Annotated in this window: 13 protein-coding genes; 3 read left to right on the forward strand and 10 right to left on the reverse strand. The window is 71.6% G+C overall.

What is annotated here, in order from left to right; all coding sequences use genetic code 11:
* Positions 1-57: 57 nt before the first annotated feature.
* From KF780_12650 to KF780_12695, 10 genes are all read right to left on the reverse strand, one after another.
* Positions 58-4,299, reverse strand: a complete 4,242-nt coding sequence (locus KF780_12650) for a strawberry notch family protein (GenBank protein ID MBX3562646.1) — start codon at positions 4,297-4,299, stop codon at positions 58-60.
* A gap of 348 nt (positions 4,300-4,647) precedes the next feature.
* Complete coding sequence (locus KF780_12655) at positions 4,648-5,520, reverse strand: toprim domain-containing protein (protein MBX3562647.1); 873 nt, start codon at positions 5,518-5,520, stop codon at positions 4,648-4,650.
* Between the two features lie 46 nt (positions 5,521-5,566).
* Positions 5,567-6,175, reverse strand: a complete 609-nt coding sequence (locus KF780_12660; GenBank protein ID MBX3562648.1) for a lytic transglycosylase domain-containing protein — start codon at positions 6,173-6,175, stop codon at positions 5,567-5,569.
* Positions 6,163-6,744, reverse strand: coding sequence for a S26 family signal peptidase (locus KF780_12665; protein MBX3562649.1), 582 nt, complete (start codon positions 6,742-6,744; stop codon positions 6,163-6,165). Before KF780_12665 ends, KF780_12660 begins: the two co-directional genes overlap by 13 nt.
* Positions 6,737-6,964, reverse strand: a complete 228-nt coding sequence (locus KF780_12670; protein ID MBX3562650.1) for a helix-turn-helix domain-containing protein — start codon at positions 6,962-6,964, stop codon at positions 6,737-6,739. The genes KF780_12665 and KF780_12670 overlap by 8 nt, the downstream gene beginning before the upstream one ends.
* A 172-nt stretch (positions 6,965-7,136) precedes the next feature.
* The gene (locus KF780_12675) at positions 7,137-7,979 is read right to left on the reverse strand and encodes a hypothetical protein (protein ID MBX3562651.1); all 843 of its coding nucleotides are present in this window, start codon (positions 7,977-7,979) and stop codon (positions 7,137-7,139) included.
* A gap of 119 nt (positions 7,980-8,098) precedes the next feature.
* The gene (locus KF780_12680; protein MBX3562652.1) at positions 8,099-8,605 is read right to left on the reverse strand and encodes a hypothetical protein; all 507 of its coding nucleotides are present in this window, start codon (positions 8,603-8,605) and stop codon (positions 8,099-8,101) included.
* A 135-nt stretch (positions 8,606-8,740) separates the two neighbouring features.
* Positions 8,741-9,505 carry a DUF2285 domain-containing protein gene (locus KF780_12685; GenBank protein MBX3562653.1) on the reverse strand — a complete coding sequence of 255 codons (765 nt, stop codon included), beginning with the start codon at positions 9,503-9,505 and terminating at the stop codon, positions 8,741-8,743.
* Between the two features lie 432 nt (positions 9,506-9,937).
* Positions 9,938-10,663 (reverse strand): PepSY domain-containing protein, encoded by a 726-nt coding sequence (locus KF780_12690; GenBank protein MBX3562654.1) that lies wholly within the window; start codon positions 10,661-10,663, stop codon positions 9,938-9,940.
* On the reverse strand, positions 10,660-11,367 hold the full coding sequence (locus tag KF780_12695) for a PepSY domain-containing protein (protein ID MBX3562655.1): 708 nt from the start codon (positions 11,365-11,367) through the stop codon (positions 10,660-10,662). Before KF780_12695 ends, KF780_12690 begins: the two co-directional genes overlap by 4 nt.
* Before the next feature lie 221 nt (positions 11,368-11,588).
* On the opposite strand from KF780_12695, the gene KF780_12700 reads away from it, so the two are divergent.
* The 3 genes from KF780_12700 to KF780_12710 are packed head-to-tail and all read left to right on the forward strand — an operon-like array spanning position 11,589 to position 15,294.
* On the forward strand, positions 11,589-13,424 hold the full coding sequence (locus KF780_12700; protein ID MBX3562656.1) for a copper resistance system multicopper oxidase: 1,836 nt from the start codon (positions 11,589-11,591) through the stop codon (positions 13,422-13,424).
* On the forward strand, positions 13,421-14,677 hold the full coding sequence (locus KF780_12705) for a copper resistance protein B (protein MBX3562657.1): 1,257 nt from the start codon (positions 13,421-13,423) through the stop codon (positions 14,675-14,677). The genes KF780_12700 and KF780_12705 overlap by 4 nt, the downstream gene beginning before the upstream one ends.
* Positions 14,668-15,294, forward strand: a complete 627-nt coding sequence (locus KF780_12710; GenBank protein ID MBX3562658.1) for a hypothetical protein — start codon at positions 14,668-14,670, stop codon at positions 15,292-15,294. Before KF780_12705 ends, KF780_12710 begins: the two co-directional genes overlap by 10 nt.
* The last annotated feature ends 8 nt before the right edge of the window (positions 15,295-15,302 follow it).

Raw genomic sequence — 15,302 nt, forward strand, 5'->3', positions numbered from 1 at the left:
CCGATGCGGTTCTGAGCGGCGCCGGCCACTACCGGGCACAACCGGGACCTTCGTGAGCTATTGAGCGACGAGCCGAGCGAGTATCCCGGCTGCGCGGTCCACCGGTACGAACAGCCGCGTCCGGTAGCGGATGATCTCGGTGAAGCAGCCCTGCGCCTTGTACCAGGGCAGCCGCGCCGCGCCGAACCCCGCCAGCTCCAGCCGCTGGTTGCCGTTGACGAGCGACCGCTTCAGCGTCAGCGCCTCGGGTCCGCGGAACGGCAGCGGCCTGCCGGTCCGGAGCACGGTCGCGGCAAGCTCGTCCGGCGGCAGATCGAGCGAGATGTCGAGCCCCAGCCTGGCGCCGAGCTCGCCGAGGAAGGCCGAATTTATCTCGCGCCCGAGCAGCGAGCGGCCGTCGGCGGCGGCGATGCGGATGACCTGGACATAAGCGTCGGGGAGCTTGTCCCAGACCGGAAGCAAGAGGCCGGTGGCGAGATGCAGAGTCTCGCGGCGAAGGTTCGTCTCCGCCTCGCGCACCTCCTCCTGCCAGGCCGCGGCGAACGCCTCGTGCGAGGCACGCTCCCAGCTGGTCTCGCCGATACGCTCGCAAAGCAGATATTCGCGCTTCGCCGGCCGGATCAGCTCGTAGCGGGCGACCGGCATCCCCTCTTCCGACATCAGGCTGCGCGCGCCGATGCGAAGCGCGGCCTTGCCGGAGCGGCGGTTGATCATCGGCACGGCGTCGGGCCGGGAGCCGCGAAGCTCGAGCAGGCGCTCCAGGCGCATCGGCCGCAGCCGCCGGCCGATCTCGACGCGCAGCAAATGGGTGGTCGCGCCCGAACGCGCGTCGGTGCGGATCACCCGGTCCTCGAGGATCTCCAGGCTGTCGACCGGCACGGTCTCGACGCCGAGATCGAGCGTGCCCGCCTCGCGCGCCGCCGCGACCCGCGTCTCGACGAGGCCGAGAAACTCGTCGAAGATGGCGTTCTGCATTTCGATGCGGAGCGCGAGCAGCCGGTTGAGCCAGCGCTGGATCGGCGGCAGGTCATCGCGCAGGCACCCGCCCTCCCCCTCGAGCCTCAGCCCGGTCAGCTCCTGAAAGCGCTCGAACGCGACCGAGCCGAGCTTGCCGGCGTAGAGCAGATGGTACCAGGAGGTGAGCGCGTCCTTCGCATAAGCGCTCTCGAGATTGTCGGCGGGGTCGAACAGATTCTGGCCGCCGGTCTGGCGCTGGCCGCGGGTCAGCGCGCCGAGCGAATCCAGCCGCCGCGCGATCGTCGAGATGAACCGCCGCTCGCCGCGCACATCGGTCGTCACCGGCCGGAACAAGGGGGCCGAGGCCTGGCGGGTGCGATGGGTTCGCCCCAGCCCCTGGATCGCCGCGTCGGCGCGCCAGCCCGGCTCGAGCAGATAGTGGATCCGCCGCGCCTGGTTCCGCGCGCCGAGACAGGCATGATAGGAGCGGCCCGTGCCGCCCGCGTCCGAGAAGACGAGGATGCTCTTGTCTCCGCGCATGAACGCTTCCGTCTCGACGAGGTTGGAGCGCGCGGTGCGGTTTTCGAGCTTGAGGCGCCCGTCCGGCTTCGGCACCAGCCGCCGCGTCCGGCCGGTCACCTCGGCGACCGCTGTCGTGCCGAACCGCGCGATCAGGGCGTCCAATGCGGTGCCGATCGGCGGCAGCGCGCAGAGCTGCTCGACCAGCGCGTCGCGCGCGCGCATCGCCGCCCGGCAATGGACCGGACGCCCCTGCTCGTCCGACATCGGCTCGGAGCGGGCATTGCCCTCGGCGTCGGTGAACACCCGCATCTGCCGGGTCGGGAAGGCGGCGGTCAGATAGTCTATCACATATTCGCGCGGGGAGAGGTCGATCTCCAGCGCCTCGCGCTCCTCGGGCGTCAGATCGGCGAGCCGCCGGTCGAGCATCGCCTCGGCGGTCGAGACGAGCTGGACGACGACCGCCAACCCGGCCTCGACGTCCGCCGCGACGGCGGGGAGCAGGCTCGGCAGCTTCATCGACAGCAGAAGCTGGCCGAAGAAACGCTGCTTGACGCCCTCGAACCGCGACAGCGCCGCCGACCGGGCATTGGCGTTGAGCGAAGCGCCCGTGGCGGCGTCGACGATGCGGCAGGCCTCGAGAGCGGCCTCGAGATGGGCGTGGATGATCGCCCAGGCGTCGGCATAAGCGTCGTAGATCGCGACCTGCCCGTCGGTCAGCCGATGCTCGAGAATGTCATATTCGACGCCGGCGAAGGACAGCGCGCGCGCCGTGTAGAGGCCGAGCGCCTTCAGGTCCCGCGCGACCAGCTCCATCGCGGCGATGCCGCCCTGGCGGATCGCGCCGACGAAAGCCGCGCGGTCGGCGAAGGCGGTTTCCGGCCCCCACAGGCCGAGGCGCATCGCATAGCCAAGATTGTTGACGTCGGAGGCCCCGGTGGCCGAAGCGTAGAGCACACGGGCGCGCGGCAGCAGGTTCTGCAAGCGGACCCCGGCCATGCCCTGCTCCGAGCCCTTGACCTTGCCCCGGCTTCCCTCGCCGCCGAGCGCGTTCGCCAAAGCGTGCGCCTCGTCGAAGGCGACGACGCCCTCGAACCCCTCGCCCGCCCACTCGACGATCTGGCGGAGCCGCGTCGCGTCGGCACGGCCGGAGCGGAGCGTCGGATAGGTCACGAACAATATTCCCCGATCCATCTCGACCGGCGCTCCGAGCTTCCACTGGGAGAGCGGCTGAATGTCGAGCGGCAGCCCGCCCAGGGCCGACCAGTCCCGCCGCGCGTCCTCGAGCAGGGTCTCGTTCTTGCTCAGCCAGATGTGCCGGCAATTGCCGCGCAGCCATTGGTCGAGGATCACGCCGGCGACCTGGCGGCCCTTGCCCGCGCCGGTGCCGTCGCCGAGGAAATAGCCGCGGCGGTAGAGGGCGCCGTCCTCGTCGGCCGGCCGCAGCTCGCAGCCCTCCTCGACGGCGGCGAAGCGCCCGGGAAGGTCGCGCCCGAACGCGGTGCCCGCATAGATCAGGGTCTCGAGCTGGGCTTGCGAGAGCAGGCCGTCCGCCGCCAGCCGCGCGGGCAGGATCGGGACATGATCGGGCCGGGGCGCGGCGATCGAGCCCATCGCGATCGATTCGACGAGCGGGGTCGGATGCTCGGCGGCGCCGGGGATGATGATCCGGCTCGGCCGGTAAGGCAGATAGAGCCCGACCTGCTCCGCGACCGGCGCCGGCTCGTCCAGGATCTCATAGCGAAGCGGCTCGGCCCCGTCGGACGCGCGCGTCGCGGGCGCGGGACGAGGCCGCGGCGCGGCCGGAGAGCGGCGATGGAAGAGCGACGGGGCAGCCGCCAAGGCCGCCGCCGGGCGCGAGTCCGGCGAGCGGCGATCCGGCAGCTCGCCGATGCGGGGAAGAAACGCGTCCAGGGTCTCCGCCGTGCCGCGAACGACGGTCTCGCCGCGATCATCCTTGTCGTAGACGACGAGCCGGAAGGCGATGCCGGTGCCGTGCCGCGCGAAGGCGCCCCGCGCGACGAGCATGTCGAGGCGCAGGCGCGCCCGACGCTCGATCCCCGCCCGGGCCTCCCCGCCCGACCCCGCCCCGCCGAAGCTTTCGGGCATGATCGCGACCAGCCGGCCGCCCGGCGCGAGCCGGTCGAGCGCGGCGCCGAGGTGGCGCGCCGCCGCATGGCGGTCCTCGCCGCGCCCCTCGCTGCGCGCGAAGGGCGGGTTCATGAGCACCAGGGTCGGACCGACCGCGGGAGGGAGGAGATCGTCGATCAGCTCGGCGTCGTGGCCCGAGACCGCGGCGTCCGGAAACGCCTCCGCCAGGCTCGCTCGCCGGTCGGCGTCGAGCTCGTTGAGCTGCAGCCGCGCCCCGGCCCGCGCCGCCGTCCAGGCGAGCAGCCCGTTGCCGGCCGACGGCTCGAGCGCGGTCTCGCCGCGGCGGGGACCGGCGGCAAGGCCCGCCAGAAAGGCGAGAGGCAGCGGCGTCGAGAATTGCTGGAGCGCGACCTGGGCCTCGCTCCGGTAGCTCTGGACCGGCAATCGCCCGCAGAAATTCTCCAGTGCGGCCAGGACCTCGCCGGGACCGCCGGCGAGCAAAGGACAATCGGGCTCGAGGAGGAAGAGCGTCTGGGCGAGCTCGAGCGCGTCATAAGCCCGGCGCATCGACCAGCGGCCCGACGCGTCCGACGCTCCGGTCTCGGCTTCGAACAGACGGCGCAGGCGATCGCGCTCGACCGGCTCGCCGAGTCTGAACAGTTCCCTTATCCGATGCGCGACCGCGACGTGCGTCGGCGGGGATGGCTCTCGTTGGAGGGGAAGGCTGGCCATGGCGGGTCTCCGGTCCGGAGCCGCACCATCGCCGCTCCCGGTCGGCTTGCGCCCGCTTCCTCTCCTCTTCCGGCGCGTGCGCGCCCGAGGGGCGTAGAACCGCGATTCGGTTCCGCGCCAGGCCGTCGACGATAAGGAGCCTCGATCTTCAGATGACCAAAAGTCTGGAAAGCGAGGGCCGCCAGATGCCGCCGCTCGGACTCATGGTTGAGGACCAGGAGAACGTCAGCCGCTTCGTCCAACAGTGGAGACGGCGTTTAACATCACTGATGTTCGAACGGGCGACGGCTTCCCTGATCTCTGGGAAGCCGCCTTGGACCGGGAACCGCCGCCTCGCCTCCGATCTCACTAGCGCCTGAGCGCGGCGCGCAGCACGTCGTTCCAGTCCGCCCCGGCCCGCCGCGGAACATGCGTCTCGATCGCGCGCCGGTCGAAAGTCTCCCGCGCCAGCGTCTCGGCGCGGCGGCCGCCGGCATCGTGGTCGAGGAAGAGGTGCAGCTCTTCGACTTCGTCGGGAAGCTCGACCAGCCGGAACCGCTCGGTGCCGAGCGTCGCCCAGCAGGGCATTCCGAACAAGGCGGACGCCGAAAGCGCGGTCTCGATCCCCTCGGCGAGCCCGAGGCGCGGAGCGACGCCGCCCAGCCGGACCGCGCCGCGCCCGAAGCGGCCGAGCCCGCAGCGCGGCCCGGCCAGCGCGGCGAGACGCGCCTGCCGCGGATCGAGGAAGGTCCTGTGAACCGCGACGAGGCCGGCGGCGTCGCGAACCGCGGCGATCATGGCCGGCCGGAAGCGGGTGAGCGGCCGCGGCCCGTGCGGGGTCCGGGGATGGTAGCGCAGCTCGGCGGATAGGGCGTCGAGCCCGCGCGAGGCGAGGTAGCGCGCGGCCGGAGTCCCCTCGATCGGGCGGCCCCCGCCCCATAGCCGCCGCGCCGCGCCGCTCGACGCGGCCGTGCGTCGCGGTCGGTCGACTCCGTTCGGCCGGGCGCTGCCGGGGACGATCAGTCCGCCCGAATCCAGCGCGCGCAAGATGTCCCCGGCCGAGCAGCCCGCAAAGCAATGCAACAAGAGCCGCGTCCAGCCGGGACGGACGCTGAGCGAGGGTCGGCGATCATCATGCGCCGGGCAGCGGCAGAGACCGCCCTGAGGGCTCCAACGCCCTCCCAGCCGCTCGACCAGAGCCCGCCCCTCCTGCTCGAGCTCCGGCGCTCCGCCGCTTCGCATCGACCGCTCCTTTCCGTCCGGTCCGCCGCGCCGCCTCCCCTCCCCGTCAGCGTGCGGACGCGGCGCTCAAAGGCACGAACAGGGCGTCCCGCGCCGCCGCCGGAGCCGCAGGGACGCCACCGTTCCCGGCCCCATGCACAGCAAAGATCGCCGGAGGCGTCGGAACCTGCGCCAGCCGCCGCGCGCCAGCGCCACCCGCTACCTGGCCCAGGTAAGCGACCGTCTCCGCCGGCAGCCCGCGGCCGGTCGAGAGATGGCGGGCATAGCGGGCGGGGCCGGCATTGTAGGCGGCGAACAGCCCGGGATAGCCGAACCGGTCGTACATCGCCCGCAAATAGGCGGTTCCGGCGAGGATATTCTCGCGCGGCTCGTGCGGGTCATGGCCGAGGCCGAGCCGCGCCCGCATCTCGCGCCAGGTGCCCGGCATCAGCTGCATCAACCCCATCGCCCCCGCCCGGCTGACGATCGGCCGTCCGCCGAGCATCGTCCGGCCGCCGCTCTCGGCGCGCATTACGCGCCTGATCCAGGCCTCCGGCACCCCGAATCGCGATGAGGCCTCGGCGATATGAGGCGACCAGCGGTCGATCGGGTCGGCCGCCGCGGGAGCCGCCCAGAGCAAAGCGAAAGCGAGCAGCGCGCCCTTCAGCCTCGCCACAGGAGCCTCGCCCGGCCGACCACCAGCTCGCGCCGCGTCACCCCGAAATAGCGGCCGTCGAACGCCTCCGGGACGCCCGGCGTCAGCAGGAAAAGGTCCCCCGATCCCAGATCCTCGCAGCCGGTCCACCAGGGCATCGGACGCCCGGACGGATCGTGGGCGCGGCGTAGCGTCTCCAGCCGGCCGTTGACGAAGACCGCCTCGCCGGCGGCACAGACGCGGTCCCCGGCCGCAGCGGCGACGCGCTTCACGAGCGGCACGTTCGACGGCAGATAATGGCGCGCGGCGCCGAGGCGCCGCGCTTCGTCGGGCGGCCAGGCGACGACCATCTCGCCAGGCCGCACGCTATCGGCCGGTCTCACCCGATAGAGGCCGATGGGGCTGCTCGCGCTCGCATTCCAGAGCAGCTGCGGACGAGGCGGCCACAGGAGGGTGGCGCCGACGGCGGTCAGCACGGCGGCGGCGCCGGCGGCGGCCAGCGTGCGCCACCGGCTCGCGCGCCGCACGGCGCGGTCGCGCCGCAGCTGCTCGCCCCAGCGGAACAGCGGCAGATCGCGATGCTCAGGCATCGTCCGCGGCCGAGGTCGAGACGCCTTTCGACCAGTGGTCGAGATCGTCGATATGGTAGCGCACGTACCGGCTGTGCCGGCGAAAGCGCGGACCGCCGCCGGCGGCGCGCATGGCCTGCATCTTGCGGGCGCTGAGGCCGAGATAGAAGGCGGCCTGCTCGGTCGAGAGGAAGGGGCTTCCCCTTTTGGCACGCGCCGCCCTTTCAATTTCGTCGTTCATCCAGCCCTCGTTGCGGCGGGCGGCGTCGCAAGGTGCGCCCCTGCCGTCACGACTGCCGGATTTGGCGCGGCGGGCAGAGGCTCGAAGACCGATGGACGCGAAATCGAGCCCCCCGTCCGCCGCCCGGCGGCGGCACGCCGGGGTCGAGCGCGCGATCGCCGCGGCGACAGGGTCAGCGGGCCAAGGCCCTGCGCAGCGCTCCAGCCCGCCGGGCGACGCCGACCTTGGGATCGGCCGCAAGAGCCCGCTCATAGGCCGCGAGCGCGGCCGGCGGATCGGCGGCCGCTTCCTCGATCTCGCCGAGCAGACGCCACGCCTCGCCGACAAGGCGCCGATCGCCGTCGGCGATCGCGCGCTTCGCGCCGCGACGAAGGTCTTCGTGCGTCAGTCCCGTCACAGCCTCGCCTTCGGCAAGCGCCTTGCGGATCACGTAGAGACTGCCCCGGACGACCTCGTCCCTGAGCCAGAGGCGCCGGTCGATGAATTCGCCGTCAATCGAATAGTCGAGCGACGGTCTGTCAGGCCGAACCATCCGGATCCGCGTCCCGCCCTCAGGAAATTCGTAGCTGGCGGCCCAACCGGATTCGGCGGTCCAGTTGGCGGTCTCCGTGCGCGCGACCAAGTCGAACACGCTCAGCACCGAGCTGTCTGGCGATCCCGGCGCATTGGCGGTCTGACAGACCGCCAGCCGGCCGTCGTCCGAGAGACCGTTGTTGAGGAGGTTGGCGCTATAGTCGCGCGAGACGATGACGCCGCCGTCGCTCCGAAACGCGCGAAAGGTGCCCGACAGCCCCGGGTCGTCGCCCGCGTCGTTGAGGACGAACGTGCCGTCATCGGCGACCTTGCCGTCCTGCGGCCGCGCCATCCTTTCGTCGAGGAGCACGGCGTCGCCGTCGATCAACAGATAGCGACCGGTGACGGCCTGGCCTTCGGCCCAGTGGCGGTCGCGCCAGAGCAAGGCAAAGCGTCCGTTCGCGGAGGTGGCGCGCCGACCGACGAAATCGATCTCAGGCACGGAGACGATCGTCCGAGCGTCCTGCGAGAGGGGCTCCCGAAGCCGAACCCGGTCGCGACCCGGCATGCGGGCCTCGCCGCTGCCAAGCAGGCGCCGAATCCAGGATTGGAGGCCGCGCGTCACTTAGGACGGCTTGAGGCCGAGACCACCTGCGCATCGATGCCGAGCCGCCTCAGCAGCGCCGCCGCCATCTCCTCCTTGGTGGCGTAACGCTGGCGGTCGGCATAATCGCTGACGAAGGCACGGATCGCGCGCTGCTCGTCCGTGTCGAGCTTTTGCAGCTTGCGCAGCAGGCGATCCTCCTCGTCGAACAGCCAGGGCCGGCTCATCCGCAGCGGCTCGCCCCGTTGCCAATGCGTGTTGCGCTCGGCGAGCCAGTCGAGACCATCCTCGTCCGGCACGGCCTCGCGCTCGACGGCGTAGCGGACGAGCTTGAACCAGCGCGGGAGGCTCTTCGGCCGTTCCGCTTCCAGCGCCTCGATCTCGCCGCCGCCGGGCATGGGGCCTTCCCAGCCCATGTCGGACGCCATCTGCTCCGACCTGCGCGCGAGTTCGTCGGCGGACCATCCGAGCCTTCGGCGCTCCGTCCGCATCCACGCCGCCGCGGCCGCAACCTCCTTGCGCATGAGACCTCCGGCTCCCGCTATATCCGTCGAGGCGACGAAGTCGAACGCTTCGACCGACAGGCCGCGTCGGATGACGGAAGAGAATCTCGAAAACGGCGCGCGACCAGCCGCCGGATCATATCAACCGGACTCCAGTCATCCGAGGAGCCGGAGATATCCTCCCGCCGCCATCCGCCTCGCGCCGCGGACGAGCCGCTGGACCCGGGAGCGGAGGCTCGGGCTCGCCGTGCGCCAACGCGCCCCGGCCGCGGCGTCGCTGAGGAGCGCCTCGGCGATCTCGCGCTGATCGGCCCCGGCGCCCAGCGCGTCGAAGGCCCGAAGCATCAGCACCCACCTTGCCGCCCGCGGCTCGCGCGGATGAAGCATGGCTGAGAACCGGCCGCGTCGCCACAAGGCGAGCAGGCGCCGCAGGGTGAGCAGGGGTTTCTCCGCCGTGTCGAGGCCAGACAGGAGGTAGCGGAGCCGCACCGGGCCCGCCGCGAGGCTGCCGCTGAGGATGTCGAGACGAATGGCGCGCAGGCCATCGGAGATGAGCAGGCGCTCGCGCCCCTGGGTCCGGACCAGCGTGGACATGGCTTCCAGACGCGAAAGATCGAACGCGTCCGGCCCCGGCCCCGCCCCGACCGCCATCGCAGCGAGCACATGAGCGTGTACGTCGGTCCGCCAGACCGGCCGCGCGAGCGGCGCCGGGCGATGCGGCGGCTCGAAGGCGTGGAGGCCCCACGCGGCGGCGGCTTCGCAGGCCCCGCGCGACGCCGGCCGGCGCAGCCACCGCCCGGCGGCTTGTCGATACGCCGGATCGCGCCGAAGCCACTCCCAGGCCAGGATCGAGCGATCGGCTTCGAGCAGCGGCGCATAAGCCGCCGCGTCCCTCCAATCCGAATGGCCTTCCGGTCGCACCCGGCCAGGAAAGCAGCCCGGAAAACACTAACCTATTCACCCATATGGGGGAATTGCCTCGTCATAGCTGACCATCGCGTCCCGCAAGCCGCAGGCGACGAGCCGGACCCGGCCGACCACGTCATAGACCGCCCGCGCCCGCTCCACATGGTGGAGCGAGTTTCTCACGCCTCGGCGTCATTGAAGGCGCCGCAAGCACAGGCTCGCCCCCCGCATCGATCGGCGTGCGGCGCGAGCGCGCGGGGCGCTCCATCGCGCCCTCATGTCCCTGCGGTGCCCACCGGAACGCTCGTTTCCGTGATCGAAGGATGGCTGTCGAGCCAGGCCCGTCACACGTCAGAGGGCATCGCGAAAGCTTTCCGCCCTCTCGCGATGGGGTCCGTATCCGACCCGCTGCACGCCGGGCTGAGTCGCCGGGCCGGCGCGACCGGCTCAGCCCGGCCGCCGGACCCGGCGGAGGCGCCTGCCAAGGGCGTTGAGGTCGGGCCGCCACGCGGTCCGGAACAGCAGGAAGATGCCGGTCGCGACCAGCCAGACGATGCCGAAGGCGACGGTGACGATGAGCGGATGGTTGAAGCTGGTGCGGTGCGCATAGTCCATATTGTGGAGCATCCAGAAGAAATCCCAGAGCCGCCAGCTGTCGTTGCGCCGTTCGAGCAGGCGGCCCGTCGCGCCGGAGACGTAGAAGCTGCTCCCCGCCTCGTCGTCGAAGTCTACCCGCCAGATCGGCAGCGCATGCTCGCGCACCTCCAGGCTGAGGGCGTCGAGGGAGGCGACCGTTCGCGCCCGGCCGGTTCCTGCATAAGCCGCCTCGGCGATCCGGCGCGCCGCCCCGGCGTCGATCGCCAGGCGCCGCCCGTCCGCCGCATCAAAGAGCCAGGTCGCCCGCCCGTCCGAAGCCTCCACCACCGCACGGCCGAGCAGCGGCCTCACCTCGAGCCGCGTGATGCCTGGCGGCAGCGCCTCCCGGATCCGCGGCCAGGCGGAGGCCGATGGCGGCGCGGCCGCAGCCTCGGCCGGGGCGGGCCCGCCGGCGACCGCCTCCATGTCGATCAGCGCCATGGCGGCGCCGCTGACCGTCCAGATCACCAGCTGGAGCCCGAGCAGCAGACCGATCCACTTGTGGAGCCGGCGAAGGAAGAGAGTGGAGAGTCTCATCGGGCCGGCTTGCGCCTCCGGCGGCGCGGCAGATTGTAGGCGAGCAGCCAGGCGCCCGACGCCGCCATCAGCACCGCCGCCCAGGTGAACAGGCGCAAGAGGTTGTTGTTGACGTTGTCGCGCGTGTCATAGTCCATGATGTGGAGCATCCAGAGGAAGTCGAACGCCCGCCACAGATCGTGGCGCCGGGTGACCAGCTCGCCCGTCTCGGCCGACAGATAGAAGGTCGGCCGGTTCCAGCCGCCGAAATCGACCCGCCAGATCGGCCCGCGGCGGCCTCTGATCTCGCCGGGTATCCGCTCGATCAGCCGGGCCGAGACGATCGGCTCCGAACCCGCATAGCGGCTGCGGGCGATGGCGCGGATCAACGCCTCGTCCGGGCGCGCCGCCGGCGCGCCCGTGCGGGCGTCGAACATTTGCGTGCCGCCGTCCGACATGACGACGAAGACCGGCCGTTCGCCGGGCCAGGCGAGGCGGACCGACGCACCGGGACGCGATCCGAGCAGGGCGACAGGATCGACGAGGCCGGCGGCGTCGAGGGAACGGATCGGTGCCTCGCGGACGAGATGGTCGCCGTGGATGATGTCGATATGCACCGCGGTCATGTAGAGTCCGCTCAGCGCCCACAGGACGAGCTGCGCGCCGATCAGGAGGCCGAGCCATTTGTGAAGGCGCCGCGCGAGCAGCGGAATGCGGAAGGACAAGGACGCGGACCTTTTCGGAGGGGACGGCGCGGATACGCGGCGGCGCGCGCCAGCCCTCATCGCATGCGCCGCGCGCTTCGCCAAGCACGGGCCGGCGCCGGCCTCGCACGCCCGGCTCCGCCCCTGCGATCCGGGATCGAGGGGGGATGGCCAGACCCGCGTATAGGGAGCAAGCCGCCGCGTCCGATGACGCAGGACCTTCGAAGGAACCACGACCGAAAATGAATGCCACGATCGACCGCCGGTCCCTGATCCGCGCCGGTGCGCTGGGCGCGGCCGGGCTCGGCCTGGCGCGCTTCTTCCCCGCCTGGGCGCGGAGCGGAAGCGCGGGGCTGGGCCCCGACATGCCGACGCTGGGCGGCGAGGAGATCGCGCTCACCATCGCCGAGCAGCCGTTCAGCGTGGGCGGCCATACCCGCCACGCAATCATGCTGAACGGGACCCTGCCGGCCCCGCTCATCCGCCTGCGCGAAGGTCAGAACGTCCGCATCGCGGTGACCAACCGGCTGGCCGAGGACAGCAGCATCCACTGGCACGGCATCATCCTCCCCTTCCGGATGGACGGGGTTCCCGGGATCAGCTTTCCGGGCATAAGGCCGGGCGAGACCTTCACCTACGAATTCCCGATCCGGCAGAGCGGGACCTACTGGTATCACAGCCATTCGGGGCTGCAGGAGCAGGAAGGCCATTACGGCCCGCTGATCTTCGATCCGGCCGAGCCCGACCCCGTCGCCTACGACCGCGAGCATGTGGTGGTGCTGAGCGACTGGAGCCGGATGCATTCGCACCTCATCTTCCGACGGCTCAAGCAGGAAGGCGGCTTCTTCAACCGCAACCGCATGACCCTCGCCGGGCGTCTCAGCGGCGATCCGGAGCACCGGATGAGCCAGGCCGAGCGCATGATGTGGGCCGAGATGCGGATGGACCCGACCGACATCCTCGACGTCACCGGAGCGGTCTATACCTATCTGATCAACGGCCACGGGCCGGATGAGAACTGGACCGGCCTGTTCCGGCCAGGCGAGCGCGTCCGCCTCAGGATCATCAACTCGGCCGCGCAGACCATCTTCAACTTCCGCATCCCCGGCCTTCGGATGACCGTGGTTGCTGCCGACGGCCAGAATGTCCGCCCGGTCGAGGTCGACGAGTTCCGAATCTCGGTCGCCGAGACCTACGACGTCATCGTCCAGCCGAGCGAGAGCCGCGCCTACACGCTCGTCTCCGAAGCGATCGACCGGTCGGGCATGGGCGTCGCCACCCTCGCGCCCCGACCCGGCATGCGCGGCGAGGTGCCGCCGCTTCGCGACCGCCCGCTGCTGACGATGCGCGACATGGGCATGGGCGACATGGCGCACGGCAATATGGAGATGGGGGGCGCCCCCTCTTCGGCGGCGGACCCGATGGCCGGTATGGATCATGGCGCGATGCAGGGAAGCGCCGCGCGGACCGGCGACGCGATGGCCGGAATGCAGCACGGCGCCCCCGAAGGCGAGGCGCGGCCGATGTACAGCCGGGCGAACCCGCCGCCCGGGGTCGAAGCCGGGGTGGGCGTCGACAATATCGCGGAGATGCCTGTCGACCGCACCGGGGAGCCCGGCCACGGCCTGGAGAATGTCGGCCACCGGGTTCTCACCTACCGCGACCTCGTGTCGCTCGCGCCCAACCCCGATCCGCGCCCGGCCACGCGCACCGTCGAGGTCCATCTCACCGGCAACATGGAGCGGTTCATGTGGTCGTTCGACGGGGTCAAGTTCTCGGACAATCCCGAGCCGATCCGGTTCGCCCGCAACGAGCGCGTGCGTCTGAGACTCATCAACGACAGCATGATGGCGCATCCGATCCACATCCACGGGCATTTCATGGAGCTCGTGAACGGCAATCCCGGCCACCATCCGTTCAAGCACACGGTCGACGTGCTTCCGGGCGGAACGGTCGATCTCGATTTGACCGCCGACGCGCCCGGCGACTGGGCGTTCCATTGCCACCTGCTCTACCACATGCATGCGGGCATGATGCGCACCGTCACCGTCCGGCCGCTCGACGGAGAGCCGGCATGAGGGCGCGATTCCTCTTCCTGCTGGCCGCCTGCGTGTCCGCTCCGGCGCTGGCCCAGCATCAGGGACATGGCGCCCGGCCGCCGGCTCCGCGCCCCGCTCCGCCGTCGCCCTGCCCGCCAGCCAATCCTCCGGCCGCAGGACATTCGGCGCATGCCAGCTCCCCGGCGCCGGAATCCTGCTCGGTGCAGGCTCCGGCTCCGACCCCCGCTCCCGACCCGCATGCCGGCCACGCGGCGACGCCGGCGACTCACCCCCCGGCGGACTCGGATCCGCACGCGGGCCATGCCATGTCCAGGCCGACCCCCGCGCCTCCTCCGGCCACGACCGACCCCCATGCCGGGCACGTCATGCCGGCCCAGCCCCCAGCCCCCTCGCCGCCCGCGGCGGGGGCCGATCAGCACGCCGGCCATGCCATGCCGACCCAGACCGCCACCCCCGCGCCTGCCGACCCCCATGCCGGCCACGCCATGGAGGAGCCCGCGGCGCCCCCGGTGGCCCCGCCGCCGCCCGAGGCCCTGAGCGGCCCGGTCCACGCTGCCGACCTCGCTTACGATCCGGCCGACATGGCGCGCGCGCGCGCGGAGGAGCGCCGCGTCAACGGCGCCATCCCCCAGTCCCGGTTCCTGATCGACCGGCTCGAGGTGGCCATCGGCGAGGGGCGCGACGCCTATGCCTGGGACGACGTCCAGTTCTGGTATGGCGGCGACATCGACCGGCTATGGATCAAGTCGCAGGGCGAAGGCGAATTCGGCGGCGCGCTCGAGAGCGCGGAGGTGCAGGCCCTGTGGAGCCGCGCGATCAGCCCGTGGTTCGACGTCCAGGCGGGCGCGCGCTACGACTTCGCGCCCGACCCGCGCCGCGCCTATCTCGTTCTCGGCCTGCAGGGCCTCGCCCCCTATTGGTTCGAGCTCGACACCGCCTTGTTCGTCTCGAACAAGGGCGACGTCAGCGCGCGGTTCGAGGCCGAATATGACCTCAGGATCACGCAGAGGCTGATCCTGCAGCCCCAGGTCGAGGCCGATTTCCAGCTCCAGGACGTGCCGGAGCTGCGGCTCGGCTCCGGGCTGTCGACCGCCGAGCTCGGGCTTCGCCTGCGCCACGAATTCTTCCCCGCCCGGGCGCCCGCCGTGCTCGCCCCCTATGTCGGGGTCAGCTACGAGCGCGCCTTCGGGGACACCGCCGCCTTCCGGCGCGCCGCCGGCGAGCGGGCCGGCGGCTGGCGCTTCTTGCTGGGAGTGAGGACATGGTTCTGATCTTGCGGCGGTTCCTGCTGTGGCTCGGCCTCGCCGCGACGCTCGCTTTGGCGGCGCCGATTGCCGCGCACACCGACCACAACAAGCAGCAGGAAGCGAAGCAGCGCGCGGAGGACGGACATGCCGCGGCAACGGATGCGGGCGGCATGGCGATGGACGGCCACGGCATGGAGGCGGAGCCGCCGCACACCGGCTTCGGCGGGCGCCTGGTTTCCTGGCTCGGACGCATGCACCCGTTCGCGGTCCACTTCCCGATCGCGCTCATCCCGGCGAGCTGGCTGGCGCTGCTCATCGCGCGGCGGCGCGGCCATGCCGCCGACGTTCTGCGCGCATTGATCGTCCTCGCCGGGATTGCCGCTCTGACCGCGGCCCTGCTCGGCTGGTTCAACGCCGGCTTCGCGCTTACCGACCGCGATCCCATCCAGCTCTACCATCGCTGGCTCGGTACCGTGCTGGCGCTGCTGGTCGGCGGGATCGGACTCTGGGCCTGGCGCCGGGCCGACGCGGTGGCGAGCCGGGCGATGACCTGGACGCTCGGCGCGACGACGCTGCTGCTGCTCGTCCAGGGCTGGCTCGGCGCCGCGCTCACCCACGGGCTCGATCATATGTATTTCTAGGCGTCGCG

This window comes from Sphingomonas sp., assembly GCA_019635535.1.
In the GTDB taxonomy this organism is placed as follows: Bacteria; Pseudomonadota; Alphaproteobacteria; order Sphingomonadales; family Sphingomonadaceae; genus Allosphingosinicella.

Bases quoted from the DNA above. Each gene is read 5' to 3' on its own strand.
- KF780_12670 (MBX3562650.1), bottom strand. From the start codon at position 6,964: ATGAACGACGAAATTGAAAGGGCGGCGCGTGCCAAAAGGGGAAGCCCC.
- KF780_12680 (MBX3562652.1), bottom strand. From the start codon at position 8,605: ATGCGCAAGGAGGTTGCGGCCGCGGCGGCGTGGATGCGGACGGAGCGC.
- KF780_12650 (MBX3562646.1), bottom strand. From the start codon at position 4,299: ATGGCCAGCCTTCCCCTCCAACGAGAGCCATCCCCGCCGACGCACGTC.
- KF780_12700 (MBX3562656.1), top strand. From the start codon at position 11,589: ATGAATGCCACGATCGACCGCCGGTCCCTGATCCGCGCCGGTGCGCTG.
- KF780_12665 (MBX3562649.1), bottom strand. From the start codon at position 6,744: ATGCCTGAGCATCGCGATCTGCCGCTGTTCCGCTGGGGCGAGCAGCTG.
- KF780_12710 (MBX3562658.1), top strand. From the start codon at position 14,668: ATGGTTCTGATCTTGCGGCGGTTCCTGCTGTGGCTCGGCCTCGCCGCG.
- KF780_12690 (MBX3562654.1), bottom strand. From the start codon at position 10,663: ATGAGACTCTCCACTCTCTTCCTTCGCCGGCTCCACAAGTGGATCGGT.
- KF780_12705 (MBX3562657.1), top strand. From the start codon at position 13,421: ATGAGGGCGCGATTCCTCTTCCTGCTGGCCGCCTGCGTGTCCGCTCCG.
- KF780_12655 (MBX3562647.1), bottom strand. From the start codon at position 5,520: ATGCGAAGCGGCGGAGCGCCGGAGCTCGAGCAGGAGGGGCGGGCTCTG.